This window comes from Planomonospora sp. ID82291 (genome assembly GCF_015711645.1).
Taxonomy (GTDB): domain Bacteria; phylum Actinomycetota; class Actinomycetes; order Streptosporangiales; family Streptosporangiaceae; genus Planomonospora.
Genome location: NZ_JABTEX010000002.1, coordinates 1,520,820 through 1,545,380 on the forward strand (window position 1 = coordinate 1,520,820; position 24,561 = coordinate 1,545,380).

Here is a 24,561-nt window from a genome sequence, read left to right on the forward strand (position 1 = left end):
CGTGCGGTCTGCCCTGTCGTGCTCCGGCGCGGCCGGAGGGGCCTGCGGGAGGAGACAGGCCGGTTTGATCACTTCTTGGTGACTGTTGCCGGTGGCGCACGCGCCGTCGCCGGCGACTGACGTACTCTTCCCCCAGATTTTCATGGAATCGGGGGGATCCGGATCCGGGGGGCGTCATGCGCATCAGAAGGACGAAACCGGAGCCCGACCCCGGAGCGGGCCGGCCGGGTGAACCGCTTCCGTCCGCGGAGCCGCCGGACCGGGTGGAGCCGACGGAACCCGCGGGGCGGACGGACTCCGTGGGGCCCGGGGACCACACGGCGCGGGCGGGATCCGGTGACGTCCTGCCGGGCGGGCGCGGCCTGCGGCTCGCCGGGTGGCTCGCCGCCGTCGTGGCGGCGCTGGTCGTCGCGGGCTGGGCGGTCTGGGAGACAGGACCGCCCACCGAGGCGGAACTGCTGGAGCAGGCGGGCCTGAACGGCAGGCGGAGCCTGCTGGTCGGGGTGAAGGACGACACCCCGGGCATCGCGCTCCGCAAGCCGGACGGCACCTACGAGGGGTTCGACATCCAGATCGCCCTCATGATCGCCGCCGACCTCGGCTTCCGCGCGAGCGAGGTCGAGTTCCTGTCCATCGAGACCGAGGACCGGGCCCGGATGACGGCCAGGAACGCCTCCGGCCAGCATGTGAAGGTCGACCTGGTGGTGGCGACGTTCAGCGTGACGCCGGCCCGCAGCGCCAACCGCGCGATCGGGTTCTCCGCGCCCTACCTGGAGACCCAGCAGTCCGTCATCACCCTGAAGGGGCATTCTGACATCACCTCGCTGACACAGCTCCGGGGCGAGAAGGTCTGCACGCTCGCCGCCTCGACCTCCGAGACCGAGATCGACAGGGCCGGGGCGGAGGTCACCCGGAAGAACCGCATCAGCGACTGCGTCGCCGGGCTCAAGGCGAAGGAGTACGAGGCGGTCACGACCGACACCGCGATCCTCGCCGGGTTCGTGGCGGGGGAGCCCGACCTGCTCGAACACCACGACATCGGCCTGGAGGCCTCCGAGCAGTGGGCCGTCAACGCCGGAGCCAACGAGGCGCTGCGCACGCTCGTGGACCTCTCCCTGCACCGCTCGGTGACCGACCCGCAGGACATGCGCTGGGAGGAGGCCTACGAGCGGTTCATCACCCCGTTGCAGGCGCACAACCCGAGGGAGCAGATCGCCGGCCGTACCCAGCCGGCCGTGCCGGAGCCCGACGTGCGGCGCTGGCCCTGGGAGCGGGGGATCCCCCAGCGGGAGGCCGGATGAGCGGGACCGGGGAGCCTCCGGCCGCCGACGGAGAGGGGACGTCTCCGCCGGAGGGCGAGCGGAGGGCCGCCCCGGAGGAGGGGCCGCCGTACGGCGGGCTCCGGGGGCGCGTGCCCTCCGGCGGACTCCCGGAGCGCCCGGCGCCCGGCGGGTTCCGGGGGCGCGGATCCGCGCGATGGGCCGGGGGAGCGCGGGGCGGCAACCAGCAGTGGATGCTTGCGGCGCTTCCGGCGTTCCCGCTGGTGCTGCTCGTCGTGCGGCTGTGGTACGCCAGCCGCCAGGACACCCAGACGCTGCTCCTGCTGGTCCAGCACGTCAGCGCGCTGGGGCTGCTCACCGCCGTGCTGCTGACCATCCTGTGGGTGCTGCCCGCGCTCGTGCTGACCGCCCGCGTGCTCGGCGTGCTCCACCGGGTCAGCGCCGGCCGGTCGTCCTGGCTCTCGGTGGTGGCCGACCGGATCCCCGACTGGGTCGTGGTGATCTCCGTCCTGGTCAGCCTGGTGAGCTGGCAGCTCAGATTCCTGCCCACCCTCGCCATGCTCGCGCTGGCGGTGCTCGGGTTGAGCGTCCACGACCGCAGGCCCGGCCGGCGGGACCTGATCGTCCTGCTCACGCTGGTGCTGCCCGTCGTGGTGGGCGTGGGGCTGTACGCGTGGCTCGCTCCGGCCATCGGCCAGGCGTTCGCCGAGGGGGACGTGGTCACCGCCGTGCTGCTCACGCTGCCGCCGGGACTGTCGGTCCTGCTGACCGGCCCGATCCCGGCCCGTGCCGCGGCCGCGCTGACGTCCACCCTGGCCGTCGCCGTACTCGCGCTGACGCCGCTGTTCACCGCGGCCGTCGTCGTGCAGGCGCCGGTCCTGCCGCTGATGGGGGTGGAGGTCGCGGCGGAGGGCGCCGACGAGGAGATCGCCGGGAAGGTGCTGCTCGGATACGTCATCGCGACCGATGACCGGGTCTCCACCTTCCTCGACCGCGACGGCACCGTGCGGTTCATCGCCAACGGGGCGGTGGTCTCCCAGTTCCTCTGCCCGGATCTCGGCCAGATCCCCCGCAGCCGCGTCGCGCTGCACCGCTGGTACGTCGAGCACAGCGTGCTCGCGTGGTTCGCCCCCGACCCGCTGGAGAAGCCCAGCGACTCCCGCTGCCCGGGCCGCCCGACGGGACGGAGCGACCGGGAGCGTCCGGGGCCGTCCGGCGGGGCGGGGTGACCGAAAGCGTCCGGGGCCGTCCGGCGGGGCGGGGTGACCGAAAGCGTCCGGGGCCGTCCGGCGGGGCGGGGTGACCGAAAGCGTTCGGGGCCGTCCGGTGGGACGGGGTGCGGCCCGGCGGCGGTCCTCCCCCTACTGGCGGTACTCCTCGACCTCGTCGACCGGGCGCGGCTCCGCCGCGTTGGGGTCCTCCCCGAACTCCCGGTGGGCCCGGCGCTGCCTGAGCAGGTCCCACGCCTGGTCGAGGGCCTCCTCGATGGATCTGATCCGGTGGTTCTCCTCGTGGGAGGAGATGGAACCGGACGCCAGCAGCGTGCGGAGGTCGCGTTCCTCGGCGATGAGACGGTTGATGTGGGCGAGAATGTCGACGTCCTTCATTGCGGACCCTCCCTTTCTGCGCTCCCTTTCGGACTGTATCCGACGGGCGCCGCCGTACTCGGCGGCAGGCGGGGGCGGGCACCGGTCCCGCGGGGCCCGGGTGCCGCGGGGCCCGGGTGTTCGGGTGCCCGGGTGTCCGGGTGTTCGGGATGTGAGATCGGCGTCCGGGGATTTGGAAGCGTCTGTTACCGTGTTACGCATGCTGCGCGGGCTGCTTCTTAGCTGCCGCGACGAGGGCCTGTAACAGGCCGGCTCCCTCGTCGCGGAGCGAGCCATGCGTGTCGGCCGTGATCGTCTTTCCCGTCGAGGAGCCGAAGCGAATGTATCCGCAGCAGTCCAGTCCCATGCCGTTCCAGCGCTACCAGCCCTTTGCGCCGGTGCGCCTGCCCGACCGCACCTGGCCCGACAAGGTCATCGACAAGGCGCCCCGGTGGTGCGCGGTGGACCTGCGGGACGGCAACCAGGCGCTGATCGACCCGATGGACGCCCACCGCAAGCTCAAGATGTTCGAGCTGCTGGTACGGATGGGCTACAAGGAGATCGAGGTGGGCTTCCCGGCCGCCTCGCAGACCGACTTCGACTTCGTCCGGCAGATCATCGAAGAGGGCCGGATCCCCGAGGACGTGGTGATCCAGGTCCTGACCCAGGCCCGGCCCGAGCTGATCGAGCGGACCTTCGAGGCGATCGAGGGCGCGAGGTCGGCCATCGTCCACCTGTACAACTCCACGTCCACGCTGCAGCGCCGGGTCGTCTTCGGCGCCGACCGCGAGGGCATCACCGCCATCGCCGTCGAGGGCGCCAAGCTCTGCAGGAAGCTGGCCGACGCCTCCGACGTGGACGTGTACTTCCAGTACTCCCCGGAGTCCTTCACCGGGACCGAGCTGGAGTACGCCGTGGAGGTGTGCGACGCCGTCAACGAGGTCTGGCAGCCCACCCCGGAGCGCAAGGTCATCGTCAACCTGCCCGCCACGGTCGAGATGGCCACGCCGAACGTCTACGCCGACCAGATCGAGTGGATGCACCGCAACCTGGCCCACCGCGACTCGATCATCCTGTCCCTGCACCCGCACAACGACCGGGGTACGGCCGTCGCCGCCGCCGAGCTGGGCTACCAGGCCGGGGCCGACCGGATCGAGGGCTGCCTGTTCGGCAACGGCGAGCGCACCGGCAACGTCTGCCTGGTCACCCTGGGCATGAACCTGTTCTCCCAGGGGATCGACCCGGAGGTCGACATCTCCGACATCGACGAGATCCGCCGCGTCGTGGAGTACTGCAACCAGCTGCCCGTCCACCCGCGCCACCCGTGGGGCGGCGAGCTGGTCTACACGGCCTTCTCCGGCTCCCACCAGGACGCCATCAAGAAGGGCTTCGAGCACCTGGAGCGCGACGCCGCCGCGGCGGGCGTGCCGGTGGACGAGTACACCTGGGCGGTGCCGTACCTGCCGATCGACCCCAAGGACATCGGCCGCAGCTACGAGGCCGTGATCCGGGTCAACAGCCAGTCCGGCAAGGGCGGCGTCGCCTACATCATGAAGGCCGACCACCACCTGGACCTGCCGCGCCGGCTGCAGATCGAGTTCTCCCGGGTCGTGCAGGCCCGCACCGACGCCGAGGGCGGGGAGGTCACCCCGGCGGCGATGTGGGAGGCCTTCGCCGACGAGTACCTGCCGAACCAGGCCCGGCCGTGGGGCCGGTTCGGCCTGCTGGCCCACCGCAACGCCTCCGGGGCCGACGGCAAGGACGTCATCGGCGCCGACCTGCGGGTGGCCGGGGAGATCCGCGAGGTCGAAGGCGTGGGGAACGGCCCCATCTCCGCCTTCTGCGACGCGCTGTCCGGCATCGGGGTGAAGGTCCGCGTGCTCGACTACGCCGAGCACGCGATGAGCGCCGGGAGCGACGCCAAGGCCGCCTCCTACGTCGAGTGCGAGGTCGGCGACCAGATCCTGTGGGGCGTCGGCATCGACGCCAACACCACCACCGCCTCCCTGAAGGCGATCGTCTCCGCGGTCAACCGCGCCACCCGCTGACCCCTGCGGCTTTCCACCGGTGGGCCCGTACGGCTCCCGCCGGCGGAGCTCCGCGGTTCCCGTCCGGACCCGGCACGACCTGCCGGGTCCGGCTCCCGGGCTGAGCTCACGAGGCCCGGCCACCTGAGTCCCGGGTTCTCTTCTCGACCGCGCCGCCGCGACATCCACACGGGGCGCGGTCGAGCCGTTCCCACCCGGCGCGGCCGGGCCGAGGTACGGCACCTGCTACGTGCCCGGAGTGCAGCCGTACAGCTCGCCATAACGCTTCTGGGCGATGCGCATCAGCTCGATCATGTCCTTGATCGCGTCCCGGCCCTCGGCGAACTCGGCGAAGTTGAGGATGAGCATGCGCTTCTTGTCGCCGCAGCGGAACTTCGCGATCACCTCGTACGGCTGACCGGTGAACGGCCCGTACGGCAGATGCACGGCCATACCTTCGCCGAGGTGGGCGGGAAGCGTCACCGCGTTGTACTTGGTGAAGACCTTTCGCCGATCCTCCAGGATGTGATCGAGATTCTTCTCGGTCCACTTCCCGTGCTCCTGCGACCAGGAGACTCCCAATGGGTTGGGGTAGGCGTCCGGAGTTTGGCATTCACCGTCTCGCTTGGTGCCGCCTGCCTCCTCGGTAAGGGCTTTTGCGACTCCGCTGACTAACCGAAGCGCCTGTTCGGGCACGAAGGTGCAGAGGTAGGGAGCCGCATCCACGATCGGGCCGGTACTGGCCGGTGACGGCTTGGGGGAAGCCCTTCCCTGAGTGCAGGCCGCACTGGAGATCGCGATGACAGCGAGCGCGGCCAGCAGTCGATGGGTTCTCACTTGCTCCCTCCGGAAGGGGGAGGGATCTGGACACCGAGATGGCTCTCAACATCCTTGGCGTAAGCGGAAGCGCCACGGAAGCGCTCAAGTAGGTCGTGACTGCCGCCTTTGCTCTGGACCCACCTGAGGAAGAGGTTGTATTCCTTCGGGGTCATCGTGGCGAAGGGTTTGATCTTCGGTGGGTCCCCGGCCGTGAACGTCCGGTCCTCTAGATCGACCTCGTCGAGCATGCCCTTGCTCAGCATGGCTGTGGCGATCATCTGCTCGGCGAGCCTTTCCACAGCGAGCCGGTCGTCGGCCAGCGTCTTGTAGGTCTCGTCCATGGTCCGCCCCTGCTCCGCCGCCCGCTGGCCGATCTGCTTGGAGAGCTCGTCGTATCCGAGCCCGGTCAGCTTGTCGTAGGCGCCGGTGACCAGTCCGCTGAAGGCCTGGCCGACCTGTTCGCCGACCTGCCTGGAGCCCGGCACGGGGAACATCCCGATGCCCTCGCGCACTATGGCCTTCAGGGCGTCACCCGCCTTGCTCTCGCTCTTCTCCTGAGCGATCAGCACCTGCTGCCGGGTCTCCAGGAGGCTGCTGAACGGCCGTGCCTCCGCCGCGACCGCGTCGGTCAGGAACTGCTGGACGTCGTCCGCGTCGACCAGCCTGCTCCGGTTGCGGTCGAACTCCTTGAACTGGGCTTCGGTGAAACCCAGCTCGCCGGCGTTCGAGGCGCTGAGACCGACCGGGGGAACGGATTCGAGTTTCTGCCGCATGTGCTCGGTCTGCGCCCGTACCAGAGCCTCGAATCCGGCGTCGTCACTGGTGGCCAGTGCCAGGGCGTGCAGCATGTCCGTGGCCGAGACCTTGTGTCGCGCCCCCGAGTCCTCGGGCGGGAACGTTCCGCCGCTGTGCAGGAGCTGCGACAGCTGGTCGATGTTGGCGGCGATCGCCCGGGCCAGGGGATACCGCAGAGGTGCGAGCCGTTCGAACGGGGCCGGATCCTTGAACGCGAGGTTGCCGTCGTCGCCCTTGGTGAAGGCGGGGCGGACCTCGTCGGCGAGGAGCTTGGTCAGTTCGGCGGCCAGCTTCCTGGAGGTCGGGTCCTGGCCGGTCGTCGCGGTGGTCAGCAGGTCGCTGAACGACCGGTATTCGCCCAGGTAGCGGAAGGCGTCCCAGCGGGTGGTCAGCAGGTGGTCCAGCACGGACTCCTTCCAGCCCGCCGGCGTGTGGTCCAGGAGCGCGTGGGCCGCCTCCCGGTTCGATCCGGCCGCCTGGAAGAGGCCGTCCACGATCGAGGACCTGGCCGTGTCGCCGAGGAGAGGAGGGCCCTTCTTGCCCGGGTCGCTCGCCGTACCCGGTCCGGTCCTCAGCAGGGTGCCCAGGCCGAGCGCGCCCGCCAGGTCGAAGACGGGGACCTGAGCGCCGCCGACGGCCCGGCCCAGCAGGTCCTTGCCCGCGGCCCACTCCTCCGCGCGGTCGTCCTTCTCGTAGGCGATCACGTCGCGGCCGACGACCTCCATGAACTTCTCCGAGAACGGTGGCTTGCCGTCGTGGGCCCGCCAGATCAGAGCCTGGGCCTGGTAGCCCGAGTACTTCACGTCTCCGGACCGGTGCTCCGCCCGGCCCTGCTTGGTGAGGTTCTTCAGGAAACCGCCGCCCAGGTAGGCCGGGCTCTTCGGGTCGGTCCCCTTCGCCAGGGCCGCGCCCAGCATGCTCAAGGTCTTCTTCCCCTGCGTGGAGAGCTGCGCCACCCGGCCTGCGTCCCCGTGGTGCGCGGCGTCACGTAGTTGAGCGGCGAGCGAGCCGGGCAGGCGCGTCACGCCTCCCGCGCCCAGGGTCGTCAGGAACGCCTTGATGAACTCCGCGTCCCCGGTCCGTGAGGCGTACTTCTCCAGTTGCGCGAGCGCCTTGGAGTTCCCGTCCACGGCGTCCAGGGCCGCGCGGCCCGCCACGGTCCCGTCCAGCAGTCCCCGGGCGGCGTCCAGGCTGTCGGGCATCGTGAAAACCGTCCCGGAAGGCGTGTTCATGCCGAGACCGACCTTCTGCTGCTCCATCTTCCGGATCAGGTCCTGACGCCGCCGCAGGTCCTCGGCCTGCGTGGCGACCCGGCGGGACAGCTCGCGCAGGCGCACGGCGGGGGAGGTGTCGAGCCCGGCACCCCGCAGCTCGCCGTACAGCGCCTGGGCCAGCCGTTCGAGCCGCTCGGCGGCCTGGGCGTGCCTGCCCGTCATCGTGTCGAACTCGGGTTGCCGGACACCGGTGAACTGCGGGCTCGTCATGGCGTCTCCGGCATCGAGGCCAGCTTCCGGTTGGCGCTGTCCACCGCCTTCGCGAGCAGGTCGCGCAGCTCTCGCTGGTCCGCGTGGATCTGAGTGCCGAAGCGGGAGCCGGTGGGACCCACCCAGGCGTCGCCCTCCATCAGCCGGCAGGACGGATCGAGCGCCCACCAGTGCTCGTCCGACAACCGCTGGATCCGCTCTACCACCGCCCGCATCGCCTCACGATCGAGCTCGGCCAAGATGATCCCCTCGTACGGCTCGCTGCATCAGGAACAGGACAGGAGGCGGCGTCCCCCACGCTTTTCACACGGTAATCAACAGCATGTCAACAGAACAACCCCGAATCCCGTGAAAAGAAAAGCCCCTCCAGAACTCTACTCGATAGTAGATGTCCTAAATTTGGGTTATATGTCGGAAAGATCCGATGATCAACATCACGGTCTGATGGAGATGTGATCTTCCGTTGCCCTCGTCAGGTAAGAATCAGTTGTGACGAATGGACATCTCTCCCCGAACGAGAACGAAACCCGGCGGACGCTCGTCGAGCGTCAACTGAAACAGTCGGGGTGGGACCGGGAGCAGATGGTCGATGAGTACACCATCACGGACGGAAAGATCCTCGCCGCCGGAGGGAGGCCAACGCGAGAGGCGAAACTGCGCGCCGACTATGCGCTCGAATACCGTCCGGGGCTGCCCATCGCGGTCGTGGAGGTCAAGCGGACCTCCCGGAAGGCCGACGACGGCATCAATCAGGCGAGACGGTACGCGAAGAAGCTCCAGGTGCCCTTCGCCTATGCCACGAACGGGCAGAAGATCCAGGAGATCGACCTCGACACGGGCCTCATCACGGAGATCGGTGCCTACCCGTCACCGGACGAGCTGTGGGCCCGTTACCGCCGCTCCAAAGGGCTCGACGCCCAACTCGCCGCCGACCTCGTGCTCACCCCGTTCGACCGGTCGCTGAAGAACTGGGACAACACGCCGAAGGTCCCCCGCTACTACCAGCGGCTCGCGGTCAACAAGGCGGTCGAGGCCATCGGCCGGGGCCGGGACCGCCTCCTGCTCGTCCTCGCCACCGGCACCGGCAAGACGCTGATCGCCTACCAGATCGCCAAGAAGCTCACGCATGCGAAGTGGCCGAAGGGGCACCCGCCCCGGGTGCTCTACCTCGCCGACCGGAACATCCTGGTGGACCAGCCCAAGGACGACTACTTCGTCCGGGGCTTCGGCGAGGCCGTGCACAAGCTGGGCGGCGGGGTGGCCAAGCTGGGACGGCACATCTACTTTGCGCTCTACCAGTCCCTCGACCAGCAGGGCAAGGAGACGGACGGCGATCGGAAGGCGCTGTTCGAGCAGTTCGACAGGGACTACTTCGACCTGGTCATCGTCGATGAGTGCCACCGGGGGAGCGCCAAGGAGGACTCGAACTGGCGGCGCATCCTGGAGCACTTCGACTCCGCCGTGCAGATCGGCCTTACCGCCACACCTGTCAGAGAGCGCCGCGCCGACACCTACGAGTACTTCGGCGACCCCGTCTACGAGTATTCCCTCAGGGACGGCATCGAGGACGGTTTCCTCGCCCCCTACCGCCTCCGCCGGACGAACATGAACATCGACGTGTACGGCTGGCGACCCGAGCCGGGCCAGGTCGACCGGTACGGCACGCCGATCCCCGAGCGGGACTACACGGTACCCGACTTCGAGAAGGTGCTGGAGATCAAGGAACGGACCGAGGTCGCGGCCCGCTACCTGACGGACCTGCTGCGCTCAGGCGACTCCCGGGGAATGGACAAGACCATCGTCTTCTGCGTGGACTCCGACCACGCCGCCCGTATGTGCATCGCGCTGAACAACCTCAACCAGGACCTGGTACGGCAGTGCGGTGGCGGCTACGTCGTCCGGATCACCGCCAAGGACGGGGACGCGGGACTCGCGCATCTCGACGAGTTCAAGAAGCCCGAGTCCGAGACACCGGTGATCGCGGTGACGTCCCGACTGCTCTCCACGGGGGTGGACATGCCGACGGTCCGCAACATCGTGATCTTCCGTCCGGTCGGCTCCATGACCGAGTTCAAGCAGATCGTGGGGCGCGGTACGAGGCTGTTCGGGGAGCGGGACAAGTTCAGCTTCGACATCATCGACTTCGTCTACGCGACGCGGAAGTTCAACGATCCGGAGTTCGACGGGCCGCCCGTCCAGCGCTACGAGGACAAGCTCGACGACGAGGGACACCTGGTCGGGAGCGTTGCGGACGACCTCTCGGCGGAGGCAGTGCAGGTCGCCGAGCCCGGAGTCGGCTACAGCGAGCAGGAGAGCGGATCCTTCGACCCCGGTGCGGGGATGAGTGACGACGAGCTGATCTCGGAGCTGACCACACGGGCGCAGCGGTACTACGTGGACGGCCAGGACGTGTTCGTCTGGAACGACACCCTCTACGTGATGGACCCTGAGAGCGGCCGGCCCAAGATGATCGAGTACCGGGTGTTCGTCGGGGAACGGGTCCGCGCGCTGGACCTCAGCCCGGCGGAGCTGCGCGGCCGGTGGGCACGGGCCGGGTCGAGGGCGGACATCCTCCAGGAGCTGGAGAGGTGGGGGATCGACTTCGCGATGCTGGCCGAGCAGCTGGACGACCAAGAGGCCGATCCGCTGGATCTGCTGCTCGCGGCGGCCTGGGAGTTCCCTGCCATGAGCCGGAGGGAGCGGGCCCGCCGGGTCCGCCGGGAGCACCGGGACTTCCTCGACTCCTTCGCCGCGGAGGCCCGGGAGATCCTGGAGCTGGTCCTGGACAAGTATGTCGAGCACGGCCCGGTCGAGCTGCGGCCGAAGGTGCTGACCCTGCCTCCGCTCCGGGAGCTGGGCAGTCCTTCGGAGCTGACGGCCCGCTTCGGAGGGAGTGAGCAGCTGCGGCAGGCCCTCGACCGGCTGGGCCAGTACGTCTACGATGCCGCATGATCATGAGTGATTTCCGGTTCCGCGTGTGGTCGTGTGCGGAACCGGAATCGGCGTGTCGCCAGGGTTGGCTAGGATGAACGACCGTCTGTGACGACGGAAGGAAACCTTGATGGCGGCGGCCGGCAAGACCGTGGAGAAGACCTCTCGCGCACGACTGAGCGCGGTCATCAAGTCCGCGCGCGACATCATGCGCAAGGACGCCGGGCTCAACGGCGACCTCGACCGGCTGCCACAGCTCTCCTGGCTGCTGTTCCTGCGGGCCTTCGACGCTTTGGAGGCCGACCGGAAGTCGATGGAGGACGACTACCGTCCCGCGATCGAGGCGCCCTACCGCTGGCGTGACTGGGCGGAGGACCCCGAGCTGTACGGCGACGCGCTCCGGGATTTCGTCAACGGCGAGCTGCTGCCGTACCTCAAGGGAGAGTTGGAAGGCAAGGCCCCCCGTGACGCGGTGCTGGTGGACCTGTTCAAGGACATCCACAACCGCATGCTCTCCGGTTATCTCCTCGGCGACCTCATCCGCCAGCTCAACGAGATCAACTTCGCCTCCAGCGACGACATCCACACGATGGCCCACTTGTACGAGACGATCCTGCGGGAGGTGCGTGACGCCGCAGGAGACTCGGGCGAGTTCTACACGCCGAGACCGGTGATCCGGTTCATGGTCCGGCAGTCGTTCCTGTCGCTGGGGGAGAGCATCCTCGACCCGGCCTGCGGGACGGGCGGCTTCCTGGTCGAGAGCCTTGAGGAGTTGGGGGACAAAGCCACCAGCACCGAGGCGTGGACGCGGCTCCAGAAGGACTTGCGGGGCATCGAGAAGAAGCCGCTGCCGTACCTGCTCTGCCTGATGAACCTCATCCTGCACGGGATCGAGGCGCCGACCGTCGTACGGAACAACGCCCTGGTCCAGATGACCGGGGAGATCGGGCCCGCGAGCAAGGTCGACGTGGTCCTCACCAACCCGCCGTTCGGCGGGGAAGAGGAGACCTCGGTCTCCGAGCGCTTCGCCAAGGGAGTCCGGACGAAGGAGACGGCCTGGCTCTTCCTCGTCGCGATCCTCGACAAGCTCAAGCCCGGCGGCCGGTGCGCGATCGTTCTGCCTCACAACGTGCTCTTCGGCGAGGGCGCGGGCACCCGGATCAAGGAGCGGCTGCTGCGCGAGTGTGACCTCCACACGGTCGTACGACTTCCGGAAGGGGTCTTCGCGCCCTACACCCAGATCCCGGCCAACCTGCTCTTCTTCGAGAAGACCGGGCCGACGAAAGAAACTTGGTTCTATGAGATCCTCCCGCCAGATGGGCGAAAGAAATACACCAAGACCAAACCCATGCGGGACGAGGGGTTTGGCGAGTGTGTCTCCTGGTGGGGTGGGCGGAAGCGTGAAGGGCGCGTGGAGAACGGGCGCGCCTGGCGCGTTCCTGTCGCAGACATCGAAAATAGAGGATTCAACCTTAATTTAACCAACCCGCGCGATGGAGATGGTCTGGAGCGTCGCTCTCCTAAGGAGATTGTTGCTGACTTGATTGCCAGCAAGCGTGATACCCTGATTCTTCTTGAAAAGATACTGCTCGATATCGATGCTTCCGAGAGATTGTTTTCGAGGATATCCGGAGATGGGACTTCTAGGGTACGCATATCAGAGGTATTGAAAGCTGACCGCAGGCCGATCGATATCGATCCCGAAAAGAATTATCGGGCGCTGGGTCTTCGCTCCTTTGGTAAGGGGACGATTCGATATCCCCCTGCACCTGGTGCCGAGTTGAGCAAATTACGTTACTTCACCTTCCCTCAGGACGCCCTTGTGCTCAGTAATATCAAGGCGTGGGAAGGTGCGGTAGGGGTCACGGCGGCCAAAGACGTCGAATGTGTCGCATCGAATCGCTTTCTTTTCTATGTGCCCATAGACTCTCGGGTTAATATTGGCTTCGTTCGCTACTACTTCCTTACTAGGGCAGGGTTGGCTGCTATCGGATCCTGCTCCCCGGGCATGGCAGACCGCAATCGCACCCTGGGAGTCAAGGCATTCGAGCAGCTGTTCATCCCTCTACCCGAGCGTGATGTCCAAGACCATGTCGTGAAAATTCTCGACGAAGTCACGGGGGGCCTTGAAAAGACGATCATTGCGGACGAGCAGGCGACAGCATTGAGAGTGTCGTTGCTGGACGCCCTGTTTGCTGGCTGAATTATTCGATGAATGTCGTTTTGTGGCCGCGAGAATTACTGAATTCTTCTCTGTTGGACGCTGATTCCAGTGGTTGATTCTTGTTCTAACGAACTGACGTCGCGGAATGATTGGCTGTGGAGAGGCTCCATGAATTGATAGCCTCTCCACAGAGGAATCCCTAGTGTGGCTAGTCGAACTCACCGGCCTTCGCGCCGTCGATGAAGGCGTTCCACTCGCCTGAGGTGAAGACCAGCGCGGGACCGGTGGGGTTCTTGCTGTCGCGGACGCCTCGACGTCCACTGGACAGTTCGGCGACCTCGACGCAGTTCCCGCCGTCAGGGCCTGACAGGCTGGACTTGCGCCATGTGGCGGCCTTGAGCTCCTGGGTCAGCTTGTCCATCGTTTCAACGCCTCCTCGATCATTTTCAGGGACTCGCGCTGGGACAGTGCTTCGGAGCGAATCCCCTCGTATCTGTATGTTAGGAGGCTTACGTCCTCCGGTCGCTCGGTTACTCGGCTCATGACCCCAGCGGACTCGACGTACGCCGTGTCGGAAACCCCATGTGCACTTGCGATGGCAAAACCGCCGGCGAGGCCGCTGGTGCAGTAGGCGCTGAAGGGGAGGATCTGAATGGTGATCCGGGGCGTCTGGCCGACTTCGAGAAGATGGGCGAGCTGCGCTGCCATGGTGTTGGGACTGCCGATCGGGCGGTGAAGAACCCCTTCGTCGATCACGGTCCAGAAAAGGGGCGGCTTGGAGCGCCTGAGGATCGATTGGCGTTCCAAGCGGGCGGTGACCTGTTCGTCGACCTGCTCGGGAGTGGCGCCGATCTCGCCGCCCAGAACGGCCCTGGCGTAGTCCTCGATCTGAAGTAGGCCGGGCATGACGATGGGCTCCCAGGAGCGGAGCGCTTCCGCAGTCGCCTCCACGTCGAGCCAGGGGCGGAACCACGGCGGGGCCGAGGCGTGGTTGACCATCGGCCAGAGGCGCATCAGCGCGCCTTCGGCCTCCAGGACCTCGTCGCAGTGGCGGGCGAAATCCTCCGTGGGTGACCGTCTCGCCGTCTCGATCATGCTGATCGTGCCGACGGAGTAGGAGACGGCTCGCGACAGCCGCATCTGGGACCAGCCCCGCGCCTTGCGGTGCCGCCGCAACTCGAAGCCGAAGAGAGCGGTCGGGGATTCGGAGGGCAGGAGAGTGCTTTCCTTTGGCATCGGTCCTCCCGGTCGTTTTCACCAACGTTTCAATGAAACTGCGATTGAAGCCGTTGATGACTGGTGGAAGTCAATTCGCTACCGAATGTAGCCGAGGGTTGGGATGGTGGGAAGGGCGATCGGGAACCAACTCTTCGGTCAGGTGAATTGATGAAATCAGTGCGGGAGGAGTCTTCGATCCTCGGTGAGATCAGTCTGCCGAGTGTCCGCGAATCCGTGGCGCGCGCACGCTCCGAGGTACGCGGATGGCTTGGGGAGGGGCATCCCGCGATCGACGATGTCGTGCTGGCCGTGTCCGAGCTCACGACGAATGCCATCGTGCATTCGAACTCGCGGCCCGGCGACCTTATCCGTCTCACTCTTGCCGCTACGGAGGAAATTGTTTATTTGGAGGTGAGTGATCCGGGATCGATGTTTTCTGGACCTCATGTTCGGAAAGAGCCGGATGCGGAAGACGGTCGAGGGCTGCTGATCGTCCGCGAGATCTCCGCGGAACGGGGGACCCGCGAGCACGGCCGGGGCCGAGGCCGTACGGTCTGGTGCGTCATCCGGGCGGACCTCGGAGACTCCGGCCCGCCCATCCTCGACCCGCACTCCGGGAGGGAGGGCGGATACAGTCCTCGCTGATCGTGCCTCCAGCGAGGGCCTCCTCTCCGAGAGGAGAAGTCGTCTCCCCGACGTCCGGCCGGAGGCTTCCCCGTGGCTCCAGGCCGGACACGGCTCCCGATGAGGCCCGTCCCTTCATCGGGAGCCGTTTCCTCTCGTGAAGCGGGACGGCGATTGCCCGCCGTACGGGCCCGGCGGGTCAGACGGAGTCGTCCAGCCCGGCGAGTTCCAGGGCGCGGCGGTGCAGGGTCTCGGAGCGGACGCGTAGGAACTCCTGGTAGTCGTTGCGCATCGCCGCCTCGAAGGCGTCCTTGGTCACCAAGCAGCCGACCAGATGGTCGAGGATCTTCTGCTCGCCGCTCTCGTCGACGAAGTCCTTCAGGTAGCCGGCGGGCGCCTGGTTGGATATGGCGATGTTGGTGGCCGAGCTGAGCATGACGATGTTGGCGGGGACGTTCGCCTGGTCGTGGTCGAGGCGCTGCTGCCGCTTCAGGTAGTCCTTCGGGAAGAAGTGGTGCCACTCCTTGTCGTTGGCCCAGGACAGGGCCTTCCCGGTGTCCAGTTTCGCGCCGGTGCGGATGTCGAGGGGAGTGGCGTCGGCGAGTATGAGGGCGACCATCTTGGAGACGGCGTTCTCGACCCGGAACTTGTTCTTCCGCCAGATCTCACTGCGCGGCACCGAGATGGGCGCCTCGATCTCGGGAGTCTTCCCGGTGACGAAGTCGGTGACCGCCGCGTGGTCCGCCGTCATCTGGCTCAGCCCCCAGTTCTGGAACCTGCCACCGAGGGTGGTCCGCCAGAACCAGCGGCGGATGGCGGCGTGCTGCGCGGCGGTGGGCCGGTTCAGCCGCGCGAAGACGTCCACCAGGATGGCGAACTGGGTGTCGTAGGGCAGTGTCTTGGAGGAGGGGGTCCCGATCTCCGTCACCAGGAAGTCGACGGCGCGCCTGGCGGCCTCCGCCGTCCTGCCGATCGCCTCTCTCAGCTCGGGCCTGGGTAGCTTCCGGATCTGTTCGATGTCCGTCTTGGAGTAGCCGAACCCGGCGGTGGCGGCCACGGCGCGGAGCAGCACCTTGGGGTCGAGATCGCCGTAGCGCTTCCGGTGGAGGACTTCCTTGATCTCGTCGATCGAGTCCAGCAGGTCGAAGTCGGGGGCCCAGGTGGCGGCCCGCATGAACTCCACCAGGCTCAGGGGTGTCCCCGTGGTGTTGATGCGTTCGAAGACCAGACCGACTTCGTCGATCGGCATGTCCCGGAGCGTCACCACCGCGATCTGGTAGTCCGTGAACCGGTTGTGGAGCAGCCGTGCCCGCTGTTTGAGCTCCTCGTCGGCGATCCGCTCCAGCCGTACGACGAACTCCGCGCTGTCGAGGAGGAACCGGAGCGGAAGTTGTGTCGGCGGGGGCTCCTCGAAGTCCTCCCGATGGAGGAAAGCGGCCTCGGCGAGGTCGTAGACGATGTTCCACGGACTTCTGGGGTCACCGTCGGGCTCCCAGTGCAGAGCACCGCAGATCGTGGAGAGCCGTTGCTGGCCGTCCAGCAGATAGTTGACGTGACGACCGCTCGGCAACGATTCGACCTCCAGGCCCGCGATCGTCCGCTCGCTCGCCAGCTCCTGGTCGCTCTCCCAGAGCAGGACGCTGCCGACCGGGTAGTTCTTCGCCACGGAGTCGAGCAGGTTCAGGATCTGCCGGCGCGTCCAGACGAAGTCCCGCTGGAACTTGGGCAGCACGACGCGGCCGTCGAGGATGTCGTCGGCGACCTTGACGAGCCGTGGAGTCGAGGGCTCGGGGTCGCGAGGAAGCCGCCTGCGCGAGGGTGACCGCTGCACTGGTTCTCCAGGGGACGAGATCGAGAAGGAGGCTGTGTCGAAGAGGTGCCGTCCTGATCGCACCGTCCAAGGTAGAGCTCCTGGCGATGCTCGATCTTTTTCACGCCGAAGATCAGGCAGGGACGGAACGCCTCTGGTGACGTCAGGCAGTCGTGGCCCAGTCTTCACCCCGGAACGGCAGATAGCCGCATGGAACGGAGCCGTGGAGTCGAACCCTGAGCCGCAGGTTGGGCGGAACGTCAGATCCGTTCACCTGAGCGACTCGGATGGTCATCGCACCGGCATCGCGAACGTGATGAACGTAGTCGAGGAGAAGGTCCGGGACCCAGCCCAACTCGGTGCCTTCGCGGGTGACCAGCAGTGCCCTCTGATTGACCGGGTTCGACGGGTCATCGCGCAGGTCGAGCAGTTCGCCTTCGTGGAGGACGGAGATGCAGGACTCGGCTCCTGGCCTGTGCCGCGATCCGTGTACGAAGAAGGCAGCGGACGTCCGGCCGTCCTCCTCAACGCATGGCTCGGGTACCAGGAAGATCGAGTCTCCGGCCCGGCGTCCTCCCGAACGGCCGAGCACCGTCATGGGGGATGCGCCGCCGGACAGGCCGAGCACTGTCAAGTATCGGCGGTAGTCGGGCCGTCGGGAATCCATCAGACGCTGGTTGAACAATGGGAACAGAGCCGAGGATCGGTAACGGCGCTCCAGGTCCCCGAAGCCGAGCAGCGGCCTGAAACCCGGGATGTCCATCACTTTCCGCAGGTAAGCGAACGAGAAACCATCGCTGGTCTTCTCCAGGACGCCGATGGGAGCGATGGCGCGAGTGCGTGGATCCTGCCACGCGACCAGCAGACGAGAGGTGCCTGCCGTGCCGCTTGTGCGCAACGACGAGGACTGGGACGAACTAGCCATCGAGCAGCCTCCTCCTGTTAGCGTCCACCAGTTCAACTGCGAACGTACGCGCTACCTCCGACATTTCTGGAACCAGCGCGGCCAGGTCCTCGATCTGATCTTTCGCGCATGCTTCCAGCCGGTCAAGCCAGTATCCACGAACCTCCGGGCTGACGAGGTTCAGCGCGTTCTTGGCGAAGTCGGTGAGTGGCACCTTGCGGCACCCCTCGAATCGCCAAGCGGTGCCCTTATGCAGGAAGGCCTTCCACTCCATCGTGTCACGCAACTTCCGCTCACGATCCGCATCGGTGAGGCTGAACCCCAGACTGGTGGCGTGATCGTATGACGGCGCCAGCCTCTGGTCGCCCTTGTCCGGGCCGAGGAGCACGGCCCAGTTCGCAGGATGCCGATCACGGTTGGCGATCAGCGCGTCGAAGACCGTATAGCCCGCGAACGTGTCAAAGGCATTGAAGCTCCCGGGTCCCGTGAAACCAGGCGGGTGGTCATACTCCTGCAAAACGATACGAACGTTCTGCAGAGTGTGCCCTTCGTGTCTCTTGTCCATGGGATCGTGCTGCCCGAGCAACTCGGCCAGCAGAACGTATCCGGGCTGCAACTGCCAGTAGGCAGGCTTCACGTCGTACGACAGGCAGCCTCGGCGGCCATCCCGGGTCGCGAGATCGATCAGAGCTCTGGGTGCGCCCAGAAGACCGGCCACTTCCGACGCGAGTTTTTCGGGCCAGTGATCCGCCTGTTCCGCGTTGTCGTGGCGGACGTTCGGCTTGAACAGGGCGCGCCTACGGGTAACCGGTTCTATCAGCCAGATCTTCTCCTCTGAACCGTCCGCTTCGTAGAGATCCACAGCCCAGTCGGTCGCGTCCGCCACGGGGAAGGTCTCAGCCATCCGGGCACGGTACCAACCATCACCACTTACTGTGATGTTCTTCTCGCCCATCGCGATGCTCGTACTCTTCTCCCGCTCCGGCTTCACCGATGACCTCAAGGCCGCGGCGGTCTCCCGGAGCCTTCTGGTCGATCTCCCCGGGTTGTACGGGACGGCCTCCTGAGGGACGGTGCCCGCCGACTCCGGTACGCCGGGGACCGGGGGTACGGCCTGCCGTACCCGGGCCGGGTCCATGTCCTGGCCTCCCGCCGGGGTGCGCTCATCCGCGGCCGGCGGCCGGCCGGAGGCGTTCGATCTCGTCGGCGGCGTTGAGCGCCGCCGCGTGGAAGTTCGCGTCCGCGGCGGCGCCGAGCCACAGGCGGTCGACTGTCCGCGGAGCCTCGGAGAGCCGGCCTCGGTGGTCCTCCCCCTGGTGGCGCGGAACGAGGCGGCCGTGCGGGCCGGATACCTGGCCTACCTGGCGTACTCGCTGCTCTTCCTCCCGGTGATCGCCGCTCTCGTCACGGCCGTCACCGGCGGTGGGGCGGGTAGGGTGCACTCCCTCGCCAGGATCGCCGTCGTCCTCGCCGGGCTGTCCGCCCTGGCCCGGGCGATCGGCATCCTGCGCTGGCTCACCGCGATGCCCGCCCTCGCCGCCGCCTGGGGCGACGCCGACGACGCGCTGAAGCAGGTCATCGCCGTGCAATTCCAGGCGCTGAACGACTTCGGCGGCGGAATCGGCGAGATCCTCGGGGTCTCGGCCCTCGACGCGGCGGCCGTCGCGTGCGCCTCGCTAGCCGTCCGCGCGCACGTGTCGCGCTGGCTGACCTGGCTGGGCCTGCTGGCGGCGGCGGCCGCGCTGACCCCCATGGTCGAACTGGCCGGCCAGGACGCGGGCCCGCTGACCAGCTTCGCCGTCACCGCGGTCCAGGTGTGGTTCCTCGCCGCCGCCGCAGCCCTCATCACCCGGTCGTCGGGCCGGTGGGGTCCGCCCGGGTCAGACGGGCAGTCCCAGCAGGGCGGCGTGGCAGCGCACGGCGTGGTCGAAGGCCGGGGCGGGATCGAGGATGGCGTTGTTGAACTGGCCGAACAGCTCGAATCCGACCCAGCCGAACAGCCCGGTCCAGGCGGTCACCGCCCGGGCGACCACCTCGTCGGGGACGCCGGGCATGAGTTCCCGCACCCGCGCCGCGTCCCGGCCGAACGAGGCGGGGACGGGCGGGCAGAGGTCCGGCGGGTTCAGCACCCCGGCCCGGTGGGCGTCGGAGACGATCCGGCCGTAGACGACGGTGTCGCGGATCGCCGCGGCGACGGTGTCGACCGGGGCCTTGTAGCCGGGCACGGGGGAGCCGTACAGCAGGGCGTACTCGTGCGGGTGCGCCAGCGCCCAGTCCCGTACGGCATGGCAGACCGCGAGCCACCGACCGGTGTGGTCGCCGGGGGGGCAGGCCGCGTCGGCGTTCTCCACGGCCTCGCCGAGGGCGTTGTAACCGTCGATGATCAGCGCCGTGAGCAGGTCGTCCCGCGAGGGGAAGTAGCGGTAGATCGCCGAGGAGACCATGCCCATCTCGCGGGCCACCGCGCGCAGCGAGAGTCCCGCCGCGCCATCGAGGGCCAGCTGCCTGCGGGCGATGTCGGTGATCTCGCGGGTCAGCTCGGCCCGGACCCGCTCACGTGCTGTACGGCCTGCGCTCATGGATCGACCGTACCAGAGCGTTGGAAAGAAACGAGAGCACCGCTCTTGACGATCTGCGCTCCAATGAGAGAGCATCGCTCTCAGAACAGAACGGCAATCCGAGTCATTGGGCCGGACGGACCGCCCCGGTGATCGCCTCAGCCGTGGTCTGCGCCGCCGGCGCCGTTCTCCGGCTCGTCCGGCGGCGGTGCGAGCCGGTCCGGAAACCAGGGGAAGGAACGATCGATATGGCCAAGCACGTCGTCGTGGGAGCGGGGCAGGTCGGCTCCGAGGTGGCCCGGGTGCTGGCGGGGCGCGGAGACGAGGTCGTCCTCGTCAGCCGCTCGGGTTCGGGCCCGGACCTGCCGGGCATCCGCAAGGAGGCGGCCGACGCGGCCGACCGCGAGCGGCTGACCCGGCTGGCCGCGGGCGCCGAGGCGTTGTACAACTGCGTCAACCCGCCCTACCCGAGGTGGGCGCAGGACTGGCCGCCGATGGCCGGATCGCTGCTGGCCGCCGCCGAGGCCACCGGCGCCGGATACGTCATCCTCGGAAACCTCTACGTCTACGCGGCCCCCGACCGGCCGATGAAGGAGAACGATCCGCTCACCCCGCCCAGCGCCAAGGGCGCCGTCCGGGTCCGCATGTGGCAGGACGCGCTGGCCGCGCACGAGGCGGGCCGGGTCCGGGTCACGGAGATCCGCGGCTCGGACTACTTCGGCCCCGGCTGCCGGGACCAGTCGCACCTGGGGGACCGGTTCGTCCCCCCGCTGCTGGCGGGCCGGACCGTGCGCCACATCGGCGACCCCGACCAGCCGCACAGCTGGACCTACGTGCCCGACGTGGCCCGGGCCCTGGTGGCCGCCGCGACCGGCGACCGGTCCTGGGGCCGCGCCTGGCACGTCCCCACCGGTCCGGCGATGACCTACCGGGCCGTGGCGGAGCGGCTGTGCGAGCTGGCGGGCGCCCCCCGCCCGGCGGTCAAGGCCATGCCCCACTGGCTCGTCCGGACGGCGGGGGTCTTCTCGCCCCTGCTCGGTGAACTGGAGGAGCTGCGCTACCAGTTCGTCCGGCCCTTCGTGCTCGACTCCACCGACTTCCAGTCCGCCTTCGGCATGGCGCCCACCCCGGTGGACGAGGCGCTGACCGCGACGATCGCCTGGTGGCGCGAGCGCCTGGCCGCCGCGGCGTGACGGACGGCGACGCGGGCCGGGCCGTCAGGGGTACAGGCCCCGCATCCGGTGGGCCTCGGCGACCCGGCCGACGCCGATGACGTGGGCCGCCTGGCGCAGGGTCACGCCGTGCTCGGCGGACGTCGCCGCGACCGCGTCGAACGAGGACTCCATCAGGTCGCGGAGCCGCACCTCGACCTCGCCGGCGTTCCAGGAGCAGGCCTGCAGGTTCTGCACCCACTCCAGGTAGGAGACGATCACACCGCCCGCGTTGGCCAGGATGTCCGGGACCACCGTGACCCCGGCGTCGGCCAGGATCCGGTCCGCCTCCGGGGTGGTGGGCCCGTTGGCGCCCTCCACGATCAGGCGGGCCCTGACCCGCGGGGCGTTCTCCTCGGTGATCACGCCTTCCAGCGCCGCGGGGACGAGGACGTCGACGTCCAGCTCCAGCAGGTCGGCGTGGGAGAGGGCGTCGGCGCGGCGGTAGCCGTACACGCCGCCGGTCTCGGCGACCCAGGCCCGCAGGTCGTCGACGTCGAGGCCGGAGCGGTCGACCACCGCGCCCGTGACGTCGGAGACGGCCACCACCCGGCAGCCGGCGTCGGCGAGGTAGCGGGCGGCGAGCGCGCCGACCTTGCCGAAGCCCTGGACCGCGACGGTGCGGCCCTCGGGGGCGCCCGGCAGGGCCTTCAGCGTGGCGATCTGCACTCCGCGCGAGGTGGCCCCGGCCCGGCCGAGGGACCCGCCGAGGGTCATCGGCTTGCCGGTCACCACGCCGGGCACGGGGTAGCCGGTGCTCACCGAGTAGGTGTCCATGATCCAGGCCATGGTCTGCTCGTCGGTGCCGACGTCGGGCGCCGGGATGTCCCGCTCCGGGCCGATGATCGGCAGGATCTCGTTGACGTAGCGGCGGGTGACCCGCTCCAGCTCGCGGGTGGTCAGCGAGGCCGGGTCCACGGAGACGCCGCCCTTGGCGCCGCCGTACGGGATGCCGACCAGCGCGCACTTCCAGGTCATCCACATGGCCAGCGCGGTGACCTCGTGGATGTCGGTGGAGGGGTGGAAGCGGACGCCGCCCTTGGCCGGGCCGCGGGTGACGTTGTGCTGGACCCGGAAGCCCTGCACGACGTCCATCCGGCCGTCCTCGCGGCGGACGGGCACCGCGACGGTGAGCGAGCGGCGCGGGGTGGCCAGCATGGTGCGCAGGCCGTCGTCCAGGCCGAGCCGGTCGGCCGCCTGGTCGAGCTGGAAGAGCGCGGAGTCGAGGGCCTGCCGGCCCGGGCTGAGCAGCGAGGTGGTCGCCGGCGTCGTCGACGGCACCGTGATCGACATGAAGGAGGCCCTCCATACGGTGGGCGGGGCGCCGTTGCCCCGCCCGAGGCGGTTGTTCGTGATGAGCGTAACCACGATGCGTCACCGGGTGGGGGCGGCGGTGTTGCGTTCTCGTGGCCGGTCCTTGTCGGGTTCCGCACGTGTCGGCTGATCCGTTGTTACCGATCAAACCGGCTGGGCATTGGGAGGGGAACACGCCGATATGGCAGGCTCGTGATGATGAGTCCGCCATTCCGTAGTGGCTGATCCGTAGGCTGAGGAGACGAACGACGTGCCGGAACTTGTGGTCGGGCCGCTGCTGCGCTATGTCGACGCGACGAGCGCCTCCATCTGGGTGGAGACCAGCGAGCCGTGCGAGGTGACGGTCGAGGCGGGGCGGGCGCGGGGGAGCGCACGGACGTTCACCGTGCACGGCCACCATTACGCCATCGTGGACGTGGACGGCGGCGGGGCCTACGAGGTCCGGCTCGACGGGGAGACGGTCTGGCCGCTGCCGGACCACCCGCCCAGCCGGATCCGGCTGCTCGGCTCCGACGGTCCCCGGAAGGTGATGTTCGGCTCCTGCCGGACCAGCGTGCCGCACGACACGCTGCACACCATCTCGCACGGGGTGGACGTCCTGCGCGCGTACGGCTGCCACCTGATGGAGTCCGCCGGGACGCTCGCGGCCGACGGCTGGCCGGACCTGCTGCTCCTCCTCGGCGACCAGGTCTACGCCGACGAGCCGTCCGCCGAGATGCTGGAGTTCATCGCCGGACGCAGGGACACCGAGCCGAAGAAGGAGATCGCCGACTTCGAGGAGTACGCCGAGCTGTACCGGGTGGCCTGGACCGACCCGGAGATCCGCTGGATGCTCTCGACCGTGCCCACCGCGATGATCTTCGACGACCACGACCTGCGCGACGACTGGAACACCTCGGCCGACTGGCGCGAGAAGATGTCCACGGTGGAGTGGTGGCCGCGCCGGGTGATCTCGGGGCTCGGCGCCTACTGGGTCTACCAGCACCTGGGAAACCTGTCGCCCGCCGAGCGCGAGGCCGACGGCCTGCTCGGCAAGCTGTGCGCCGCGGAGGGCGACGGGGCGGAGATCCTCGACGCGTTCGCCGCGCACGCCGACGCGGTCCCCGCAGGCAGCAGGTGGAGCTACGCCCGCGACCTGGGCTCGACCCGGCTGATCATGCTCGACACCCGCTGCGCCCGGCAGCTCACCCCGGGGGACCGGCGCATGATCGACCCGGTCGAGTGGGAGTGGCTCACCGGGCAGCTGGAGCGGGAGGGCGCCGAGCGCTTCGTGATCGGCTCGTCGGTGCCGTTCCTGCTCCCGGCCGGCATCCACCACATCCAGAACTGGAACGAGGCCCTGGCGCAGGGGGCGTGGGGCAGGCGGGTGGCCCGGCTGTCGGAGATGCTGCGCCAGGCCATCGACCTGGAGCACTGGTCGGCCTTCCGCCGCTCCTTCGAGGACCTGGCGCGGCTGCTGGTCGAAACGGGCAAGCCGGTGGTCATCCTCTCCGGCGACGTGCACTACTCCTACGTCGCCAAGGCCCGGCGCCACCCGATCCACCAGCTGGTCTGCTCGCCCATCCGCAACCCGCTCAGCCGGACGCTCCGCCTGGCCAACATCGTCGCCCAGTTCGGCGTCGCGACCCTGATCGGCGGCGCGCTCTCCCGCCTGGCGAAGATCCCCCGACCGCCCATCCGGTGGCGGATCACCGAGGGCCCGTGGTTCTCCAACGCCATCGCCACGCTCGACCTGGAGGGGCCGCTCTCGGCCCGCTGGGACACCGCCACCAGCACGGGCGTCACCGAGGTCGCCACGGTGGACCTCAGGGCCTGAGGGGGTCCGCCGCGGGCCTC

General features: G+C 68.4%; 20 protein-coding genes and 1 pseudogene. 10 read left to right on the plus strand and 11 right to left on the minus strand.

The genetic code is table 11. From position 1 onward, the window contains the following. The first annotated feature begins 299 nt into the window (after window positions 1-299). Complete coding sequence (locus HS045_RS17760; protein ID WP_196452436.1) at window positions 300-1,301, plus strand: transporter substrate-binding domain-containing protein; 1,002 nt, start codon at window positions 300-302, stop codon at window positions 1,299-1,301. Next, window positions 1,298-2,509: a hypothetical protein gene (locus HS045_RS17765; protein WP_196452437.1), complete on the plus strand. Its 1,212-nt coding sequence runs from the start codon at window positions 1,298-1,300 to the stop codon at window positions 2,507-2,509. Before HS045_RS17760 ends, HS045_RS17765 begins: the two co-directional genes overlap by 4 nt. 132 nt (window positions 2,510-2,641) lie before the next feature. On the opposite strand, the gene HS045_RS17770 is transcribed toward HS045_RS17765, so the two are convergent. Next, window positions 2,642-2,887 carry a DUF2630 family protein gene (locus tag HS045_RS17770; RefSeq protein ID WP_196452438.1) on the minus strand — a complete coding sequence of 82 codons (246 nt, stop codon included), beginning with the start codon at window positions 2,885-2,887 and terminating at the stop codon, window positions 2,642-2,644. 320 nt (window positions 2,888-3,207) lie between these two features. Between HS045_RS17770 and leuA the strand changes: the two genes are divergently transcribed. Next, window positions 3,208-4,914 (plus strand): 2-isopropylmalate synthase, encoded by a 1,707-nt coding sequence (gene leuA, locus HS045_RS17775; RefSeq protein WP_196452439.1) that lies wholly within the window; start codon window positions 3,208-3,210, stop codon window positions 4,912-4,914. Between the two features lie 225 nt (window positions 4,915-5,139). On the opposite strand, the gene HS045_RS17780 is transcribed toward leuA, so the two are convergent. From HS045_RS17780 to HS045_RS17790, 3 genes are all read right to left on the minus strand, one after another. Then, window positions 5,140-5,475 (minus strand): hypothetical protein, encoded by a 336-nt coding sequence (locus HS045_RS17780; protein ID WP_196452440.1) that lies wholly within the window; start codon window positions 5,473-5,475, stop codon window positions 5,140-5,142. A gap of 251 nt (window positions 5,476-5,726) precedes the next feature. Continuing rightward, window positions 5,727-7,991, minus strand: a complete 2,265-nt coding sequence (locus HS045_RS17785; protein ID WP_196452441.1) for a hypothetical protein — start codon at window positions 7,989-7,991, stop codon at window positions 5,727-5,729. After that, the gene (locus HS045_RS17790; protein ID WP_196452442.1) at window positions 7,988-8,206 is read right to left on the minus strand and encodes a hypothetical protein; all 219 of its coding nucleotides are present in this window, start codon (window positions 8,204-8,206) and stop codon (window positions 7,988-7,990) included. Before HS045_RS17790 ends, HS045_RS17785 begins: the two co-directional genes overlap by 4 nt. Window positions 8,207-8,480: 274 nt before the next feature. On the opposite strand from HS045_RS17790, the gene hsdR reads away from it, so the two are divergent. After that, entirely contained in the window at window positions 8,481-10,943 is a 2,463-nt protein-coding gene (gene hsdR, locus HS045_RS36195) for an EcoAI/FtnUII family type I restriction enzme subunit R (protein WP_196452443.1), read from the plus strand. 109 nt (window positions 10,944-11,052) lie between these two features. Further along, complete coding sequence (locus HS045_RS17800) at window positions 11,053-13,125, plus strand: N-6 DNA methylase (protein WP_196452444.1); 2,073 nt, start codon at window positions 11,053-11,055, stop codon at window positions 13,123-13,125. 169 nt (window positions 13,126-13,294) lie between these two features. On the opposite strand, the gene HS045_RS17805 is transcribed toward HS045_RS17800, so the two are convergent. Both HS045_RS17805 and HS045_RS17810 read right to left on the minus strand, forming a co-directional pair. Beyond that, window positions 13,295-13,507, minus strand: coding sequence for a DUF397 domain-containing protein (locus HS045_RS17805; RefSeq protein ID WP_196452445.1), 213 nt, complete (start codon window positions 13,505-13,507; stop codon window positions 13,295-13,297). Further along, window positions 13,495-14,322 carry a helix-turn-helix transcriptional regulator gene (locus HS045_RS17810; RefSeq protein WP_196452446.1) on the minus strand — a complete coding sequence of 276 codons (828 nt, stop codon included), beginning with the start codon at window positions 14,320-14,322 and terminating at the stop codon, window positions 13,495-13,497. The genes HS045_RS17805 and HS045_RS17810 overlap by 13 nt, the downstream gene beginning before the upstream one ends. Before the next feature lie 150 nt (window positions 14,323-14,472). Between HS045_RS17810 and HS045_RS17815 the strand changes: the two genes are divergently transcribed. After that, window positions 14,473-14,949 carry an ATP-binding protein gene (locus tag HS045_RS17815; protein WP_196452447.1) on the plus strand — a complete coding sequence of 159 codons (477 nt, stop codon included), beginning with the start codon at window positions 14,473-14,475 and terminating at the stop codon, window positions 14,947-14,949. 178 nt (window positions 14,950-15,127) lie between these two features. Here the strand turns inward: HS045_RS17815 and HS045_RS17820 are convergent, their stop codons facing one another. The 3 genes from HS045_RS17820 to HS045_RS17830 form a co-directional block, all read right to left on the minus strand. Then, window positions 15,128-16,759: a DUF262 domain-containing protein gene (locus HS045_RS17820; RefSeq protein ID WP_196452448.1), complete on the minus strand. Its 1,632-nt coding sequence runs from the start codon at window positions 16,757-16,759 to the stop codon at window positions 15,128-15,130. Between the two features lie 142 nt (window positions 16,760-16,901). Then, window positions 16,902-17,663 (minus strand): hypothetical protein, encoded by a 762-nt coding sequence (locus tag HS045_RS17825; protein WP_196452449.1) that lies wholly within the window; start codon window positions 17,661-17,663, stop codon window positions 16,902-16,904. Continuing rightward, window positions 17,656-18,546, minus strand: coding sequence for a HipA domain-containing protein (locus HS045_RS17830; protein ID WP_196452450.1), 891 nt, complete (start codon window positions 18,544-18,546; stop codon window positions 17,656-17,658). Before HS045_RS17830 ends, HS045_RS17825 begins: the two co-directional genes overlap by 8 nt. A 34-nt stretch (window positions 18,547-18,580) precedes the next feature. On the opposite strand from HS045_RS17830, the gene HS045_RS35520 reads away from it, so the two are divergent. Continuing rightward, window positions 18,581-18,709: a hypothetical protein gene (locus tag HS045_RS35520; RefSeq protein ID WP_255531820.1), complete on the plus strand. Its 129-nt coding sequence runs from the start codon at window positions 18,581-18,583 to the stop codon at window positions 18,707-18,709. A gap of 69 nt (window positions 18,710-18,778) precedes the next feature. Then, window positions 18,779-19,408: pseudogene (locus HS045_RS36415) on the plus strand (DUF4386 family protein); the annotation flags it as partial. A 114-nt stretch (window positions 19,409-19,522) separates the two neighbouring features. On the opposite strand, the gene HS045_RS17840 reads toward HS045_RS36415, so the two are convergent. After that, complete coding sequence (locus HS045_RS17840; RefSeq protein ID WP_196452451.1) at window positions 19,523-20,221, minus strand: TetR/AcrR family transcriptional regulator; 699 nt, start codon at window positions 20,219-20,221, stop codon at window positions 19,523-19,525. Between the two features lie 227 nt (window positions 20,222-20,448). Between HS045_RS17840 and HS045_RS17845 the strand changes: the two genes are divergently transcribed. After that, on the plus strand, window positions 20,449-21,393 hold the full coding sequence (locus HS045_RS17845) for an NAD-dependent epimerase/dehydratase family protein (RefSeq protein ID WP_196452452.1): 945 nt from the start codon (window positions 20,449-20,451) through the stop codon (window positions 21,391-21,393). A 24-nt stretch (window positions 21,394-21,417) separates the two neighbouring features. Here HS045_RS17845 and HS045_RS17850 read toward each other — a convergent pair whose 3' ends face one another. Beyond that, window positions 21,418-22,704, minus strand: a complete 1,287-nt coding sequence (locus HS045_RS17850) for a Glu/Leu/Phe/Val dehydrogenase (RefSeq protein ID WP_196452453.1) — start codon at window positions 22,702-22,704, stop codon at window positions 21,418-21,420. Window positions 22,705-22,975: 271 nt separating this feature from the next. Between HS045_RS17850 and HS045_RS17855 the strand changes: the two genes are divergently transcribed. After that, a complete protein-coding gene (locus tag HS045_RS17855; RefSeq protein ID WP_196452454.1) occupies window positions 22,976-24,541 on the plus strand; it encodes an alkaline phosphatase D family protein in 1,566 nt (521 codons plus the stop codon). The last annotated feature ends 20 nt before the right edge of the window (window positions 24,542-24,561 follow it).